This window comes from Variovorax sp. J2L1-78, from assembly GCF_030317205.1.
In the GTDB taxonomy this organism is placed as follows: Bacteria; Pseudomonadota; Gammaproteobacteria; order Burkholderiales; family Burkholderiaceae_C; genus Variovorax; species Variovorax arabinosiphilus.
The window spans coordinates 1,441,260-1,457,480 of sequence record NZ_JASZYB010000001.1 but is presented as its reverse complement, the minus strand read 5'-3'; the positions used below and the strand labels follow the sequence as shown (position 1 = coordinate 1,457,480).

Annotated in this window: 15 protein-coding genes and 1 pseudogene; 1 reads left to right on the top strand and 15 read right to left on the bottom strand. The window is 68.9% G+C overall.

From position 1 onward, the window contains the following. Positions 1-64 precede the first annotated feature (64 nt). The 3 genes from QTH86_RS06990 to yjgA form a co-directional block, all read right to left on the bottom strand. On the bottom strand, positions 65-1,036 hold the full coding sequence (locus QTH86_RS06990; RefSeq protein WP_286645397.1) for a TRAP transporter substrate-binding protein: 972 nt from the start codon (positions 1,034-1,036) through the stop codon (positions 65-67). 145 nt (positions 1,037-1,181) lie between these two features. Next, the gene (mog, locus tag QTH86_RS06985; RefSeq protein ID WP_286645398.1) at positions 1,182-1,778 is read right to left on the bottom strand and encodes a molybdopterin adenylyltransferase; all 597 of its coding nucleotides are present in this window, start codon (positions 1,776-1,778) and stop codon (positions 1,182-1,184) included. Further along, entirely contained in the window at positions 1,775-2,431 is a 657-nt protein-coding gene (gene yjgA / locus QTH86_RS06980; protein WP_286645399.1) for a ribosome biogenesis factor YjgA, read from the bottom strand. The genes mog and yjgA overlap by 4 nt, the downstream gene beginning before the upstream one ends. A gap of 69 nt (positions 2,432-2,500) precedes the next feature. Here yjgA and pmbA point away from each other — a divergent pair, with 69 nt between their 5' ends. Continuing rightward, positions 2,501-3,871, top strand: coding sequence for a metalloprotease PmbA (gene pmbA / locus QTH86_RS06975; RefSeq protein WP_286645400.1), 1,371 nt, complete (start codon positions 2,501-2,503; stop codon positions 3,869-3,871). Between the two features lie 105 nt (positions 3,872-3,976). On the opposite strand, the gene QTH86_RS06970 is transcribed toward pmbA, so the two are convergent. The 12 genes and pseudogenes from QTH86_RS06970 to ntrB form a co-directional block, all read right to left on the bottom strand. After that, entirely contained in the window at positions 3,977-4,432 is a 456-nt protein-coding gene (locus QTH86_RS06970; protein WP_286645401.1) for an NUDIX domain-containing protein, read from the bottom strand. Then, a complete protein-coding gene (locus QTH86_RS06965; protein ID WP_286645402.1) occupies positions 4,432-4,881 on the bottom strand; it encodes a GatB/YqeY domain-containing protein in 450 nt (149 codons plus the stop codon). The genes QTH86_RS06970 and QTH86_RS06965 overlap by 1 nt, the downstream gene beginning before the upstream one ends. Before the next feature lie 96 nt (positions 4,882-4,977). Then, on the bottom strand, positions 4,978-5,190 hold the full coding sequence (rpsU, locus tag QTH86_RS06960) for a 30S ribosomal protein S21 (protein ID WP_007833691.1): 213 nt from the start codon (positions 5,188-5,190) through the stop codon (positions 4,978-4,980). A 110-nt stretch (positions 5,191-5,300) separates the two neighbouring features. Then, the gene (locus QTH86_RS06955; protein WP_286645403.1) at positions 5,301-6,503 is read right to left on the bottom strand and encodes a BaiN/RdsA family NAD(P)/FAD-dependent oxidoreductase; all 1,203 of its coding nucleotides are present in this window, start codon (positions 6,501-6,503) and stop codon (positions 5,301-5,303) included. Further along, complete coding sequence (locus QTH86_RS06950; RefSeq protein WP_286645404.1) at positions 6,500-7,291, bottom strand: YaeF family permuted papain-like enzyme; 792 nt, start codon at positions 7,289-7,291, stop codon at positions 6,500-6,502. Before QTH86_RS06950 ends, QTH86_RS06955 begins: the two co-directional genes overlap by 4 nt. 5 nt (positions 7,292-7,296) lie before the next feature. Next, positions 7,297-8,427, bottom strand: coding sequence for a sterol desaturase family protein (locus QTH86_RS06945; protein WP_286645405.1), 1,131 nt, complete (start codon positions 8,425-8,427; stop codon positions 7,297-7,299). A gap of 94 nt (positions 8,428-8,521) precedes the next feature. Next, positions 8,522-9,334 (bottom strand): uroporphyrinogen-III C-methyltransferase, encoded by an 813-nt coding sequence (cobA, locus tag QTH86_RS06940; RefSeq protein ID WP_286645406.1) that lies wholly within the window; start codon positions 9,332-9,334, stop codon positions 8,522-8,524. Continuing rightward, positions 9,331-10,236 (bottom strand): DNA-binding protein YbiB, encoded by a 906-nt coding sequence (ybiB, locus tag QTH86_RS06935; protein ID WP_286645407.1) that lies wholly within the window; start codon positions 10,234-10,236, stop codon positions 9,331-9,333. The genes cobA and ybiB overlap by 4 nt, the downstream gene beginning before the upstream one ends. A 74-nt stretch (positions 10,237-10,310) precedes the next feature. Continuing rightward, positions 10,311-13,238 (bottom strand): nitrate reductase, encoded by a 2,928-nt coding sequence (locus QTH86_RS06930; protein WP_286645408.1) that lies wholly within the window; start codon positions 13,236-13,238, stop codon positions 10,311-10,313. A 12-nt stretch (positions 13,239-13,250) separates the two neighbouring features. Beyond that, a pseudogene (locus QTH86_RS06925) lies at positions 13,251-14,462 on the bottom strand (NAD(P)/FAD-dependent oxidoreductase); the annotation flags it as partial. Between the two features lie 28 nt (positions 14,463-14,490). Continuing rightward, a complete protein-coding gene (locus QTH86_RS06920; protein ID WP_286645409.1) occupies positions 14,491-15,297 on the bottom strand; it encodes an ABC transporter ATP-binding protein in 807 nt (268 codons plus the stop codon). Continuing rightward, complete coding sequence (gene ntrB / locus QTH86_RS06915; RefSeq protein WP_286645410.1) at positions 15,294-16,217, bottom strand: nitrate ABC transporter permease; 924 nt, start codon at positions 16,215-16,217, stop codon at positions 15,294-15,296. The genes QTH86_RS06920 and ntrB overlap by 4 nt, the downstream gene beginning before the upstream one ends. Positions 16,218-16,221 lie beyond the last annotated feature (4 nt).

Sequence of the window (16,221 nt, the reverse complement as noted above, 5' to 3'; positions counted from 1 at the left end):
AAAAAGCCCGCCGAAAGCTGCGGCGGGCCCCGGTGCCATCCCGTGCGGGACGGCGGCCCGGGCATCACTTCACATCGCGGATCTTGTCGAGGTTGGCCTTGCCGAACTGCTTCTCGAAGTCGGCGTTGACGGGCGCCAGCATGGCGACGAACTTCGCCTTGTCGACGTTCTCGATCACGGTCATGCCCTGGGCGCGCAGTTCCTTCACGCCGTTGGCATCGTCCTGGTCGACGCGGTCGCGGTTGGCCTTCACGGCCACCTTCGCGGCCTCGAGGAACGCGGTCTTGTCGGCGGCGCTGAGCTTGTCGAACGACGCCTTGTTCATGACGAAGATGCAGGGCGAGTACACGTGGCCCGTCAGCGACAGGTGCTTCTGCACCTGCGAGAACTTGGCCGACATGATCACCGGCAGCGGGTTCTCCTGGCCGTCGACCGTGCCCTGTTGCAAGGCGGTGAAGACCTCCGGGAAGGCCATCGGCGTCGTGATGATGCCCAGGCCCTTGTACGCCGCGATGTGCACCGGGTTCTCCATGGTGCGCATCTTCAGGCCCTTGAGGTCCTCGGGCGCCTTCACGTCGCGCTTGCTGTTGGTCATGTGGCGGAAGCCGTTCTCGCCCCAGGCCAGTGCCTTGAAACCCTTGGCGTCGAACTTGGCCAGCAGGTCCTGGCCGATCGGGCCGTCGAGCACCGCGCGGGCGTGCGCCTTGTCGCGGAACAGGAAGGGCACATCGAGGATCTTCGTCTCGGGCACGAAGTTGGGGACGGGGCCGGTCGACGAGAAGGCCAGCTCCTGCGTGCCGAGCTGAACCGCCTCGATGGATTCGCGTTCGCCGCCGAGTGCGCCGTTGTAGAAGGTCTCGACCTTGTAGCGGCCGCCGGTGCGGGTCGCGACTTCCTTGGCGAAGGTGTCGATGGCGACGCCCTGGTGCGAGTTCTGCGCGGTCGAGATGCTGATCTTCATGGTGGTCTGCGCGAACGCGGCGCAGGCCAGGCCCATTCCCAGAACCAGGCCAGCGGCCAGTCGGTTCAACTTCATGCGGTGTCTCCTGTTTTGAAAAAGACTGCGCGCGGGACATGCCGGCGCGCAGGCAGGCCGCGACTATGCCGCACTCTGCTGCAGTGCAGCGTCGGGATTTCCACGGGGAGCGCGCCGTGTTAAGAGCGCGCGTTTCCGGTGTGTTTCAGGCGCGGGCCGGGCGGATCGCCGACTTCGGCCGGAAGGCCTTGCAGACGGCGTCGTCCGTCTCGAGGTACGGCCCGCCGATCAGGTCGATGCAGTAGGGCACGGCCGCGAAGATGCCCGGCACGGCCTGCGAGCCGTCGGCGTTCTTCAGGCCTTCGAGCGTCTCCGCGATGGCCTTGGGCTGGCCCGGCAGGTTGAGGATCAGCGCGCGGTCGCGAATCACCGCGACCTGGCGCGACAGGATCGCCGTCGGCACGAAGCGCAGGCTGATCTGCCGCATCTGCTCGCCAAAGCCCGGCATTTCCTTGTGCGCCACGGCCAGCGTCGCCTCGGGCGTGACGTCGCGCAGGGCGGGGCCGGTGCCGCCGGTGGTGAGCACCAGCGCGCAGCCGGCGTCGACCAGCTCGATCAGCGTGGCGCTGATGCCGGCCTGCTCGTCGGGGATCAGCCGCGCCTCGAAGTCGATCGGGTTGCGCAGGGCGCGGGTCAGCCAGTCCTTCAGCGCGGGCAGGCCCTTGTCTTCGTACACGCCGGTGGAGGCGCGGTCGCTGACCGAGACGATGCCGATGTGGACGGGGTCGAACGTGTCGTTCACGCGTCGCGCTCCCGCGATTCCTCGCTGGCTTCGGCCGCACGGTCGCTGCCTGCGTGGGCGGCCAGTTGCGCGCGCACCAGCTGGAACACCTCGCGGTAGGACTTGCCCTGGCGCGGTGCTTCGCCGGGCTTGCCGGCCTTGATGTCCTTGCGGGCCTGACGCACCAGGGCGCGCAGCTGCTGGCTGTCGGTGTCGGGATGGGTTTCTATCCAGCCGCCGAGCGCGTCGTCGTCGGCGATGAGCCGGTCGCGCCAGCGCTCGGCCTCGTGCAGCATGGCGGTTTCCTCGGCGGGTCCGCTGTGCTGTTCGTCGAGCGCGCTGCGCACGGCGTCGAGCACCTCGGGGTCGAGCGCGCGCATCAGCTTGCCGATGAACTGCATCTGGCGGCGCTTGCCTTCGAAATTGGTGATGCGGCGCGCCTCGACGATCGCGTCGACCAGCTTCTCGCCGAGCGGCAGCTGGTCGAACAGGCCGGCGCGCAGACCGAGCAGGTCTTCACCGAGCTTCTGCAGCTCGGCGCTTTCGCGCTTGAGGTCGGTCTTGCTGGCGTCGTCGGTGCCCTTGAGCTCGCGTTTGAGCTCCAGGTCGAGTTCGCTGCCTTCGGCAACGAATTCGCCACGGACGTAGTAGCCTTTTTTGGGTTTGCGGGACATCGGGAGATCCTGGGCCGCAAAGGACCGCGCGAGAGAGGAGAACAGGGGGCCAAGTATCATAGCCAACACATGACGACATCCTCCACGCGCCCCGCGTCCGGCTTTGCGTACAGCCGCTCTTTCTTCGAAAACCTGGTCGACTCCGCCTTGGCGCATGCCAAGAAGCTGGGCGCCACCGACGCGGGGGCCGAGGCCTCCGAGGGCTGCGGCCTGAGCGTGTCGGTGCGCAAGGGGGAACTGGAGAACGTCGAGCGCAACCGCGACAAGTCGCTGGGGATCACGGTGTACGTCGGCAACCGCCGCGGCAACGCGAGCACCTCCGATTTCTCCGAGGCCGCCATCGCCCAGACGGTGCAGGCTGCCTACGACATCGCACGCTTCACCGCCGAAGACCCGGTCGGTGGACTGCCCGACGAGGCCGACATCGTGCGCGAGCAGCCCGATCTCGACCTGTTCCACCCCTGGGACATCGACAGCGAGCGCGCCGCCACGCTGGCGCTCGAATGCGAGGCTGCGGCCCTGTCGACCGACAAGCGCATCACCAACAGCGAAGGCGCCGGCGTCTCGGCCCAGCAGAGCCACTTCTTCAGCGCCCACACGCACGGCTTCCGCGGCGGCTATGCCAGCTCGCGGCATTCCATCTCAGTCGCACCGATCGCCGGCAAGGGCGACGACATGCAGCGCGACGCCTGGTACAGCTCCATGCGCTCGGCCGACGAACTGGCCAGCCCCGCATCGGTGGGCCGCTATGCCGCGGAGCGTGCGCTGTCGCGCCTGAAGTCGCGCAAGATCAAGACGACGCAGTGCCCCGTGCTGTTCGAGTCGCCGCTGGCCGCCGGCCTGCTGGGCGGCCTGGTGCAGGCCACCAGCGGCGGCGCGCTCTACCGCAAGAGCACCTTCCTGCTCGATTCGCTCGGCAAGCCGGTGCTGCCCCAGCACATCGACGTGGCCGAAGACCCGCACCTCCTGCGCGGCAAGGGCAGCGCGCCCTTCGACGACGAAGGCGTGACGACCCGGCCGCGCAAGATCGTCGACGGCGGTCGGCTCGAGGGCTATTTTCTCAGCACCTACTCGGCCCGCAAGCTGGGCATGAAGACCACCGGCAACGCCGGCGGCTCGCATAACCTGACGCTGCGCTCGCGTCTGACGAAGCCCGGCGACGACCTCGACGAGATGCTGCGCAAGCTGGGCACCGGGCTGTTCGTGATCGAGCTGATGGGACAGGGCGTGAACTACGTGACCGGCGACTACTCGCGCGGCGCCAGCGGCTTCTGGGTCGAGAAGGGCCGCATCGCGTTTCCGGTGCAGGAGATCACCATCGCCGGCAACCTCAAGGACATGCTGATGGGCATCCAGGCGGTGGGCGCCGATGCCTACAACTACGGCGCCAAGACCACCGGCTCGATCCTCATCGACCGGATGAAGATCGCCGGGAGTTAGGCCCACCCCCGAAGCGGCGCACTGCGTGTCGCCGCTCCCCCCTCAAGGGGGCGCACCCGGCGGACTGTCGGAGCCAGATCCGCGGGTGCCCTGCCACTGAGTTGATCAGCGCGCTGCGCGCGCCATCGCGATGGCGCGGCGATAGGGCTCCGCGAAGCCGTCCAACGGCGCATCTGGCGCCAGCCAGCGGAAGCGGAATACCAGCCCATCCTCCTCCGGGCTGCCGCTGGCGACATGCTCGAAGGTCTCGGGCAGCACGCCGTCCAGCCGCATCACGTAGAGGTGCCACAGCTGGGCATGTCGGTGCACGTTGCCTTCCACGCCCGCCTCGCACTCGCGTTCCATCGTGCCCAGTGGTTCCAGCGCGCCTTCATAGGCGATGCCCGACTCCTCCAGCAACTCGCGCCGCACGGCGTCTTCGGGCGTCTCGCCGGGCTCCACCGTGCCCTTGGGCAACTGCATGCCGCCGTCCTCCGGGTGGTCGAACACCAGCAGGCGGCCGCGGCTGTCCACCAGGCAGGCGCAGGCCTTGTGGACAGGACGCCGGGCCTCGGCGTCCATCAGGCGCCTGACAAGGCCGCCTTGACGGCTGCGCTGACCTGGCCCATGTCGGCCTTGCCGGCCAGGCGCGTCTTCACGACGCCCATGACCTTGCCCATGTCGCCGGGGCCGCTGGCGCCCAGTTCGGCCACGATGGCCTTCACGGCGGCCACGGTCTCCTCGGCGCTCATGCGCTGGGGCAGGTAGACCTCCAGGACCTTGATCTCGGCGGATTCCTTGTCGGCCAGGTCGGCGCGGCCACCGGTCGTGAAGGCGGCGATCGAGTCCTTGCGCTGCTTGACCATCTTGTCGACGATGGCCACGACCATGGGGTCGTCGAGTTCCACGCGTTCGTCGACTTCCTTCTGCTTCAGCGCGGCCAGCAACAGACGGATGGTGCCCAGGCGCTCGCTGTCCTTGGCGCGCATCGCGGTCTTCATGTCTTCGGTGATCTGTTCCTTGAGGGTCATGGCTTTCTTCTTTCCTTGTCGGCGGCAAAAACAAAAGCCGCGGCAGGTTTCCCCGGCGCGGCTCGGTTCACTGGCACGCGGCCAGCGAAGGGGTGCTTAGTACAGCTTCTTGGGGAGCTGCATGCTGCGCACGCGCTTGTAGTGGCGCTTGACGGCCGCAGCCTTCTTGCGCTTGCGCTCGGCGGTCGGCTTTTCGTAGAACTCGCGGGCACGCAGGTCGGTCAGCAGGCCGAGCTTTTCGATGGTGCGCTTGAAGCGACGAAGGGCAACGTCGAAGGGCTCGTTTTCTTTAACGCGGATGGTGGTCATTGATGAATCGTTGAACTGAAGTTGGCCGGGGGAGATCGAGGCCCCAGGCCGGGGTTCCTCAACTGAAAATCTTGGTGGCCGTTGAGGGAAGGCCAAAAGTTAGCCCGCGATTATAACGCGTTGGCGCACGCATGGGCACTGGCCCACGCCCATTGAAAGTTGTAACCGCCCAGCCACCCCGTCACGTCGACCACTTCGCCGATGAAAAAGAGGCCCGGCTGCTTCGATTCGAGGGTCTGGGACGAGAGGTCGCGCGTGTCGACGCCACCGGCCGTGACCTCGGCCTTCTTGTAGCCCTCGGTGCCGGCCGGGGTGATGGCCCAACGGCTGACGCGCTCGGCCAACTGGTTCAGGGCCTTGTCGGCGGCCTCGTTCACCGGGCGCTGGAGAGCCGGGTCGCCGCCCACCCAGGCGTCGGCCAGCCGCGACGGGACCAGTGCCGCCAGTTCGTTGGCGATGCGCTTGCGCGAGCGGGACTTGGCCTCGCCCAGCGCCGCCGCCACGTCGGTGCCGGGGGCGAAATCGATCGTGAGCGGCTCGCCCTCGCGCCAGTAGCTCGAGATCTGCAGCACGGCCGGACCCGACAGGCCGCGGTGGGTGAAGAGCAGGTCTTCCAGGAAGGCGATGCGTTCCTTCTTGCGGCCGGTTTCGATCTGCACCGGCAGCGCCAGGCCGGCCAGCCCGGCGTAGGGTGCCCAGCCGTCGCCGGCGAAGGTGAGCGGGACCAGCGCTGGACGGGGCGCCACCAGACGCAGGCCGAACTGCTGGGCCAGCCGGTAGCCGAAGTCGCTCGCGCCCAGTTGCGGGATCGACAGGCCGCCCGTCGCCACCACCAGCTGGGGTGTTTCGACCCTGCCGCGGTCGGTGTCGAGGCAGTAGAGGGCCTGGCTTTCGTCGAACGCCACGCCCCGCACGGCGCAGGGTTGCCAGCGCGTCACGCCGCCCGCGTCGCACTCGGCCAGCAGCATGTCGATGATCTGCTGCGACGGTCCGTCGCAGAACAGCTGGCCCTTGTGCTTCTCGTGGTACGCGATACCGTGCCGCTCGATCAGCCCGATGAACTGCTGCGATGTGTAGCGCGACAGGGCCGAACGGCAGAAATTCGGGTTCTCGCTCACGAAGTGGCGCTGCGGCGCGCGCACGTCGATGTCGCGGTTGGTGAAGTTGCAGCGGCCGCCGCCCGAGATGCGGATCTTCTCGGCCACGCGTTCGCTGTGGTCGATCAGCAGCACCTTGCGGCCGCGCTGGCCGGCCTGCGCTGCGCAAAACAGCCCGGCGGCCCCCGCACCGATGACGACGGCGTCGAACGTCAACGCGCGGTCGTCCCGTCGACCACGATCACCGGCGGCGGGTTGTACTTGAGGTGGCCGACGTAGCGCAGCGGCTGCGTTGCGGGGATCGACGGCACGTCGCCCTCGCGCATGTGCAGCAGGTCGGCCGGGCTCACCCAGCGCGGGTCGGCCATGGTCACGGGCAGGCCGGCCTGGTTGTAGGCTTCCAGCACGAACTGCGAACAGAAGAATTGGTCGTTGCGACTCGCGCCCAGTTGCACCATGGCGAAGCCGCGCAGGCAGAAGTCGCGTGCGGCGCCGGGCATCAGCGGCAACTCGCAAATGCGTCGGTTCAGCACGAAGGGCGCGTTCAGCATCACGCCGACCGTGTTGTAGCGCGTGCCGACCTGCGACATCGCCCAGCCACGCAGGCGCTGCGCGTGCTCGGCGTCGATGCCGGGGTGACGGAAGGCGACCACCATCTGTTCTTCGGCCACCACGTCGTCGATGCGACGCGCACGCACGCCGTCGCCCACGGCTTCGGCGACTTGGCCGTCGCCCAGGTACAGCACGGCGTGGCTCACCGGCGAAAAGGTGCCCAGCCGGATGCCGAAGGAGCCCAGCGTCGCGACCGACGTGAGCAGGATGTCCCCGGGCTCGAGCGCGGTCGCCGGGATCAGCTCGCCGCCGTTGCCCGGCGCGATCGCCGAGCTCTGGACGTTGAGCCGCGGCAGCCCGCCGTTCTCGGAAGGCTCGAAGCGCGAGGCGCAACCGGCCAGCAGCAGGGCGGCGACGAACAGGGAAGCGCCACGCAGGCCGGTCGGGCTCAAGGCGCTCAACCCTTCCACACGAACGGAAACTTCAGCTGCTTGAAGAACCCATTCGGCACGTAGTCGCCCAGCACGCCGTACTGTTCCGGCCAGAGCTTGGTGCTCTTCACCGCGGTGCCGAAGAGGTAGTCGAGGAAGGCGTAGTGCGCTGCGTAGTTGCGGTCGAGCGCCTCCTGGTCCTGCGCATGGTGCCAGTGGTGGAAGTTCGGCGTGACGATGAGGTAGCGCAGGGGGCCGAGGCGCACGTTCACGTTGCAGTGGTTGAACACCGCCTGGAAGCCGACCACCACGATGTACGCGTCGATCACTTCCTTGCTGAAGCCCAGCACGTAGATCGGCGCCAGCACCAGCGTGCGCGTGATCAGCAGTTCCAGGATGTGCTGACGCGAGCCGGCCATCCAGTCCATGCTCTTGACGCTGTGGTGCACCGCGTGCAGGCGCCAGAGCACCGGCACCTCGTGGTAGGCGCGGTGCGTCCAGTACTGCACCAGGTCGGCCACCAGGATGATCAGCAGCACACCCGCCCAGAAGGGCAGGCCGGCGATCCAGCCGCGGATGCCGTCGTTGGCGGCCCAGCCGAAGAGCTTGTGCACCAGCAGGTTGGTCGCCAGCAGCACGAAGCCCACGATCATGTGGTTGACGACGAAGTGATGGAAGTCGGTCTGCCATTCGGCGCGGAACACCGGCTGGTCCTTGCGGTGCGCGAACAGTTTCTCGATGAAGATGAAGATCAGCGCCGAGCCCAGCAGGTCGAGGATGAACCAGTCCAGGCCGATGTAGGGCGTGTTGTCCGCGAAGTCGTTCACCGGCACCTTGTGGCCGCCCAGCAGCGCCGCCGAGACGATCAGCAGGAAGGCCGCCGACGACAGCCAGCGCGAGCGGTTGAACACGATGTTCACCAGCGCCAGACCGCCCGCCACGACCATCGCCACCAGCAGGATGGTGCGCATGATGTCGACGTTGTAGCTGCGGCGCAGCTCGGGCGTGGTGAGGTACTGCGGGAAGTGGAAGGCCAGCACCCCGAGGAAGCACAGGATGCCCAGGCTCAGCGCGATGGTCCCGGTGACCAGCCCCTTGCCGCGCTGCAGCTCGCCGTGGCTCGCCGTGAACTCGTTGAGCTTGTCGATCTTGAGCATGCCGACCCCTCGATGTTGTTGTGGAATCGGCGGATTTTAGGGGCAGCCCTCGCGCGACGCGACAGGCCGAACGGCGTGTGCCGCCGTCGTGCCCTTACCTGCGCCCGGCCTCTCGGCGCGAAGCCTCCGGCTGCACGCCCGCCGCCGCCAGACCGCGCAGCACGTCGCCCACCACGATCACCGCCGGGCTGCCCAGGCCGGCGTCGGCCATGTCGAGGCACAGGCGCTCGAGCGTGGTCGCCACGTGGCGTTGGTGCGGCAGGCTCGCGTACTGCACGACCACGACCGGCGTCGAGGCCGGCAGGCCCTGCAGCAGCTCGCGCTGGATGTGCGCCGCACCGGCCACGCCCATGTAGATCACCAGGGTCAGGCGCGCGTGATGCGCCATGCCGGCCAGGCCGCGCCAGTCGGTCGGGTCCTGCTGTGCGCCGGCGCCGGTCTTGGCGTGGCCGGTGACGAAAACAACGCCCTGCGCGTGGTCGCGGTGCGTCAGCGGCACGCCCAGCGCGGTCACGGCGGCCAGGCCGGCGGTGATGCCGTTGACCACGGCGACCTCGATGCCGGCCTCGCGCAGGTGTTCCACCTCCTCGCCGCCGCGGCCGAAGATGAAGGGGTCGCCGCCCTTGAGGCGCACCACCGTCTCGCCCTCGCGCACCGCGGTGATCATGAGCTTCTCGATGAAGGCCTGCGGCGTGCTCTTGCAGCCGCCGCGCTTGCCCACGTGCACGATGCGTGCGCCGGGGCGGGCATGCTCGAGGATGGCGTCGTTCACCAGGTCGTCGACGAAGAGCACGGTGGCTGCGCCGATCGCCTTGACCGCCTTGAGCGTCAGCAGTTCCGGGTCGCCGGGGCCGGCGCCGACCAGCGTGCAGGCGCCGTGGTGGCCGTGATGGGTGAGGTCGTTCATGCGTGGGAGGCCAGTTGTCGGATGTGCGCGACCTGCGTGGCGATCGCTTCAGGCACGGGCAGTTCGCCCGCCAGCACGCGGCGCGTGTAGTGCACGGTCGATGCGATGTCGATCTCGGTCGGCAGGCCAGGCACCTCGGCCAGCGTGCCGGCCTGCTGCGCCTGCAGTTCCTGCCGCGCGCCGCGCACGTAGCCGTCGATCTGCGCGGTGCGGCGCGGGTCGGACACGACCTCGCCCTCGAGCCCGCGCGACAGCAGCGCCGTGGTGCCGGTGAGCGCGAAGGTGTCGCCCATCACCGTGGCGTAGGCCGGATGCGTGTAGCTCGCGACCACCACGCAGGGGCCGGCGGTCGGCCGCATCAGCTTCACGACGCTGTGGCCGGGGTTGCGCAGGCCGACCACGCGGCGCACGTCGAGCAGTTTCTTCAGCGCCGGGTTCAGCAGCTCGGTCGACGCGAAGGCCACCTCGCCGTCGGCGATTGCGCGCACGGCGGCGAGCGCCGGCACGTCGAGCGCGGCCAGCACGTTCGACGCCAGCACGCGGCTCGACTCGCTGGCACTGCCGTGCACCAGCACCGGCAGGCCTTCGCGCGCCAGCAGCATCGCAAGCAGCGGCGTGAGCACCGGCAGCTTGCGCGCGCCGTTGTAGCTGGGCAGCACGACCAGCGCGCGGCCCGCGGCGGGAAACAGGGTCAGGCGCGCGTGGGTGGCGTCGAGGAAGCCGGCCATCTCCTCGGGCGTCTCGCCCTTGATGCGCATGGCCAGGCAGAAGCCGCCGATCTCGAGGTCGGTGACGGTGCCGTCCAGCACCTGGCCGAACAGGTCGGCCGACTGTTCGCGCGTGAGTGGCCGGGCGCCTCGGGCGCCGCGGCCGATTTCCTTGATGTACTGGCTGATTCCCATGGGTAGGCGGATTGTCCCGCAAGGCTTATGCCGAAAAAGCGCTTCGCTTATGCCCGTGGACGCACCAAGGACGTTCACGACAGCGCCACCTCGGGTGCGGCGGCCGCGGCCGGCGTGGCGTGCAGCATGCGCTGCAGTTCGGGCAGGCAGGAGCCGCAGTTGGTGCCGCATTGGAGTTCGCCCTGCAGCGCGGCCAGGCGTTCGCGATCCGCGCCTGTGCAGCGCGGCAGGTGCAGCTGGATGGCGGTTTCGGTCACGCCGAAGCAACTGCAGACGACCTTGCCGCGTGCCTGCATGGGCACCGGTGCCGTGACACCCGGCCGCAGGAGCTGGCGGCCGAAGGCCTGGGCGGGCAACTGGTCCTGCAGCAGCGGTTTGAGCCAGGCTTCGGCGCGCGTATCGCCGCCCAGCAGGAAGGTGTCGAGCCGTGCTTCCTGCGGGTCGGTGTCCGAGCGCACCAGCCGCGCGGCGCGGTGCTGGCCCCGGCGAGCGTCGATGTAGCGCAGGGTCTCCGGTGCGGCCAAGCCGAGCAGGGCCTCGATCTCGGCGAGCAGTTCGGGTGACGCAGCTTCGGTGTCGGCCGCGCGGAACAGCAGCCCGCTGCGTTCGGACGCGCCGCCCGCCAGCGCGCCGCCGCTGCCGAAGGGCACGCAACTGGCGAAGGCGAAGCGCGGCATCAGCGCGCGCAAGGCGGTATGCGCCGCGAGCACCCGGTCGCCGGGCAGCCAAGCCACAGCGAGCAGCGACCAGGGCAGCTCGGCCTTCGCAATCTGCACCGCCGCGTGCTTGAGTTCGGGCTGCTTCGAATCGGGGCAGAACACCGGGGTGCTCAGGGTGTTGACGCCGGCCAGCCGCTCGCCGGCGCTCGACCGGCCGCTCAGCGCCTCTTCGCCCCAGTGCATGGCGATGAAGCTCTGGCCCGGGCCGATGTCGGTGCTGCCCTGCGCCGGCAGCACGATCGCGCCGCGCTTGGATGCGACCTGCACGAGGTCGCCGTCGCGAAGCGCCCGGTGCACCATGTCCTGCGGGTGCATCTGCACGACCGGCTCCGGCACGTGGCCGAACAAGCGGCCCAGCGTGCCGGTGCGGCTCATGCCGTGCCACTGGTCGCGCAGCCGGCCGGTGTTGAGAGAGAGCGGGTAGCGCGGTTCGCGCGCTTCGGCCACCGGCTTGTAGGCGACGTCGTAGAAGCGGGCGCGGCCGTCGGGTGTGGGGAACACGCCGTCTTCGTACAGGCGGGCCTTGCCGAACTGGCGCCTGACGGCCGGCAACGCGGTCGCGTTGCCGTTGTCATTGCCGCCGCAGGCCGTGTCCGCAGGACACGGCCATTGCTGCGGACCTTGTGCGTCCAGAATGGGCCAGCTGAGTCCGGTGATGTCCAGGTCGCGGCCACGCGTGCTCTCGCGGTGCTCGTTCCAGATGGCTTCGGCACCGGCTTCGGCGTCGAGGGCGTAGGGGAAGAGCGGCGTGACGCTGCGCGGCGGCAGCACCGCTTCGAGACGCTGCGCGAAATCGGCGACCGCCGACCAGTCGTGCCGCGCCCCGCCGGGGGCGGGCACCGCTTGGCGGACGCGCGAAATGCGGCGCTCGCTGTTGGTCACGGTGCCCAGCTTCTCGCCCCAGGTCGTGGCCGGCAGCAGCAGGTCGGCGTAGGCGCAGGTCGCGGTGGTGGCGAAGGCCTCCTGCACGACCACGAACTCGCAGCGCTCCAGCGCGCGGCGCACGGTGGCCTGGTCGGGCATCGACTGCGCGGGGTTGGTGCAGGCGATCCACAGCGCGCGGACCTCGCCGTCGGCCGCGGCCTGGAACATCTCGACCGCGGTCTTGCCCGGTGCGGCCGGTACGTCTGCCACGCCCCACAACGCCGCCACCTCGGCCCGGTGCGCGGGGTTGGCCAGGTCGCGGTGCGCGCCCAGCAGGTTCGCCATGCCGCCGACCTCGCGGCCACCCATCGCGTTGGGCTGGCCGGTCAGCGAGAAAGGCCCGGCACCGGGCCGGCCGATTTGCCCGGTCGCCAGGTGCAGGTTGATCAGCGTCGCGTTCTTCGCCGTGCCCGACGACGACTGGTTCAAGCCCTGGCAGTACAGGCTCAGCGTGGCGGCCGAGGTGGCGAAGAGGCGTGCGGTTTCGAGCAGGTCGCGCGCATCGATGCCGCAGACCTGTGCCACGCGCTCGGGCGTGCAGTCGCGCACCCGCGCCGCCAGCGTATCGAAGCCGCTGGTGTGCGCTGCGATGTAGTCCGGGCGGGTCCAGCCTTCGCGCAGCATCAGGTGCAGCAGGCCGTGGAACAGCATCACGTCGGTGCCGGGCTGGATGGCCAGGTGCAGGTCGGCGATCTCGCAGGTGTCGGTGCGGCGCGGGTCGACCACGACGATCTTCATCGCCGGGTTCGCGCGCTTTGCGTCCTCGATGCGACGGAACAAAATGGGGTGCGCCCAGGCCGTGTTGCTGCCCACGATGAACAGGCACTGCGCGTGGTTGAAGTCGTCGTAGCAGGCCGGCGGCGCGTCGGCGCCCAGCGTCTTCTTGTAGCCCGCGACCGCGCTGCTCATGCACAGGCGCGAGTTGGTGTCGATGTTGTTGGTGCCGATCAGGCCCTTGGCCAGCTTGTTGAAGACGTAGTAGTCCTCGGTGAGGAGCTGGCCCGAGATGTAGAAGCCGACGGCGTCGTGGCCGTGGTCGCGGATCACCTGGGCGAACTTTGCGGTGGCGGTGTCGAGCGCGGCGTCCCAGGTGATGGCCGCAGGCGCCGTGCCGCGTTCCGCGCGCCGCATCGGCTGCAGCAGGCGCGTCTGCATCGTGACCGCGGCTGTCGCCGTGAGGTGCAGCGTCGAGCCCTTGGTGCACAGCCGGCCGAAGTTGGCCGGATGGTCGGGGTCGCCGCGCACGCCCGTGATCTGCGCGCCGGCGGACTCGATGATCACGCCGCAGCCCACGCCGCAATAGGGGCAGGTGGACCGGGTTTCCCGCGTCGCGCCGTGCATGGACAGGCCGAGGCTCATGGCGGCTCAGGCGTTCTCGCCGAACATCAGCGTGTCGCGGATGCCCTGCACGCTGCTGCCGTCGCGCAGCAGTTGCAAGTACCAATTGCCGTCCACCGTGTCGCCGTAAAGGCAGGCGCCGACCAGCTTGTCGTTCTTGATCACCAGCTTCTTGTAGACGCCACCCGTGGGGTCGCGCAGCACGATGGCCTCGGTGCCTTCGCCGCCCATGAAGTCGCCGGCGCTGAAGAGGTCGATGCCGGTCACCTTCAGCTTGGTCGAGGTGAGCGATCCCATGTAGCGGCCGTAGCCCATCTCGGCCAGGTGGTTGGCCGCAACGCGCGCTTGCTCGAACAGCGGCGCGACCAGGCCGTAGGCAATGCCGCGGTGCGCTGCGCATTCGCCCACCGCGTAGATGCGCGCGTCGGTCACGGTCTGCAGCGTGTCGGTGACGACGATGCCGTGCTGGCAGTGCAGCCGCATCGATTCGGCCAACTGCACGTTGGGGCGGATGCCCACGGCCATCACCACCAGGTCGGCCGGTTCTTCGCTGCCGTCCTGGAAGCGCACCGCGCGCACGCGGCCCGCGCCGTCGTCCAGCAATGCCTGCGTGTGGGCACCCAGGCGGAACTTCAGGCCGCGGTCTTCGAGCGACTGGCGCAGCAGGCCGGCCGCCACGTCGTCGAGTTGGCGGTTCATCAGCCATTCGCTGACGTGCACCACGGTCACGGTCATGCCGCGCAGCATCAGGCCGTTGGCCGCTTCCAGGCCCAGCAGGCCGCCACCGATGACGACCGCGTGGCGGTGCGTCTTGGCGGTCTCGATCATGGCCTGCGTGTCGGCGATGTCGCGGTAGGCGATCACGCCCTCCAGCGTGTTGCCCGGCACAGGGAGCACGAAGGGATGGGAGCCGGTGCACAGCAGCAGGCGGTCGTAGGGCGCCTCGGTGCCGTCGTCGGCGCGCACGATGCGCCGCACGCGGTCGACCTCGACCACCCGGCGGCCCGCATGCACCGTGATGCCGTGCTCCTCGTACCACGACCAGGGGTTCAACACGATCTCGTCGAGCGACTGCTCGCCCGCCAGCACCGGCGACAGCAGGATGCGGTTGTAGTTGGGATGCGGCTCCGCGCCGAACACGGTGATGTCGTAGAGCGCCGGGTCGATCTTGATCAGTTCCTCGAGCGTGCGCACGCCGGCCATCCCGTTGCCCACGAGCACCAGCTTCTGCTTTTTCACGCGCATGTCCATGGCGGTTCCCGGCATGCGGCGTTCAGGCCGCCTTCTCGACGTGGCCCTGCCGCGTGTAGAGGAAGTCGATGACCGCCTTGCGGTAGTGCACGTAGTCGCGGTCCTCGGCCAGCTCGACGCGGTTGCGCGGCCGTGGCAGGTTCACCGGCAGCACCTCGCCGATGGTGGCCGAGGGGCCGTTGGTCATCATCACGATCTTGTCGGACAGCAGCACCGCCTCGTCCACGTCGTGCGTGACCATCACGACCGTACTCTGCGTCTTCTGCACGATGGCCAGCAGTTCGTCCTGCAGGCGGGCGCGGGTCAGCGCGTCGAGCGCACCGAAGGGCTCGTCCATCAGCAGCACCTTGGGTTCCATCGCCAGCGCACGGGCGATGCCCACGCGCTGCTTCATGCCGCCGGAGATCTCGCCGGGCCGCTTGCCCGTGGCGGGCGTGAGGCCGACGAGCGCGAGCGCCGCGTCGGTGCGGGCCTTCAGCTGCGCCTTGCTCTCGGTTGCCGCGAAGACACGCTCCACGCCGAGGTAGATGTTCTCGTAGCAGGTGAGCCAGGGCAGCAGCGAGTGGTTCTGGAAGACCACGGCGCGCTCCGGGCCGGGGCCGGCGATTTCCTTGTTGGCGCACAGCAGCGTGCCGTGCGTCGGTCGGGTCAGGCCCGCGATCAGGTTCAGCAGCGTCGACTTGCCGCAGCCCGAGTGGCCGATCAGCGCGACGAACTCGCCCTTGGCGACCGTCAGGTGAATGTCGCGCAGGGCCTGGAAGCTGCCCTTGGGCGTCTTGAAGGTCTGCTCGACGCTCTGGATGTCGATGAACTTGGAATCATCATTCATGACTTCACCTCTTCGAACGTGAACGCAGTGGCGATCTTGATGAGCGCGAATTCGAGCACCAGGCCGACCACGCCGATGACGAAGATCGCGATGATGATGTTGGCGACGTTGAGGTTGTTCCACTCGTCCCACACCCAGAAGCCGATGCCCACGCCACCGGTCAGCATCTCGGCCGCGACGATCACCAGCCACGCGGTGCCGACGGCCAGGCGCACGCCGGTCAGCATGTAGGGCAGCACGGCAGGGAAAAGGATCTTGGTGAGGATCTTCCATTCGGAGAGGTTCAGCACCTTGGCCACGTTCATGTAGTCGCTCGGCACGCGCTGCACGCCGACCGCGGTGTTGATCACCATCGGCCAGATCGAGCAGATGAAGATGGTCCAGATGGCCGCCGGGTTGGCGCCCTTGAAGACCAGCAGGCCGATCGGCAGCCAGGCCAGCGGCGACACCGGGCGCAGCAGGCTGATGAGCGGGTTGAACATGCGCGAGAGGAACTCGAAGCGTCCGATGGCGAAGCCCGCCGGGATGCCGACCAGCGCCGCCAGGCCGAAGCCCATCGCCACGCGCTGCAGCGACGACAGCACGTTCCAGCCCACGCCCTGGTCGTTCGGCCCCTTGCTGTAGAACGGATCGGCGAACACCGTCAGCGCCTGCTTGCCCGTGACCAGCGGCGAGGGGAAGCCGGTGGTGCTGTTCATCGCGATCAGCTCCCAGACCAGCAGCAGCAGGCCGAAGCCGGCCAGCGGCGGCAGCACGCGCATCCAGAAGGCGCGCAGGTCGATCGGCTTGCGGGGCGCAGTCTGCACCGGCGCAGGCGCCGCAACGGCGGCGGCCTTGGCTGGTACGGCGGCCGACGCGGTGGCCGGTGTGGCGAGAGGCACATGGGCCTCCAGGGGGGAATGAAAGACGGCGCTCACCATGGTG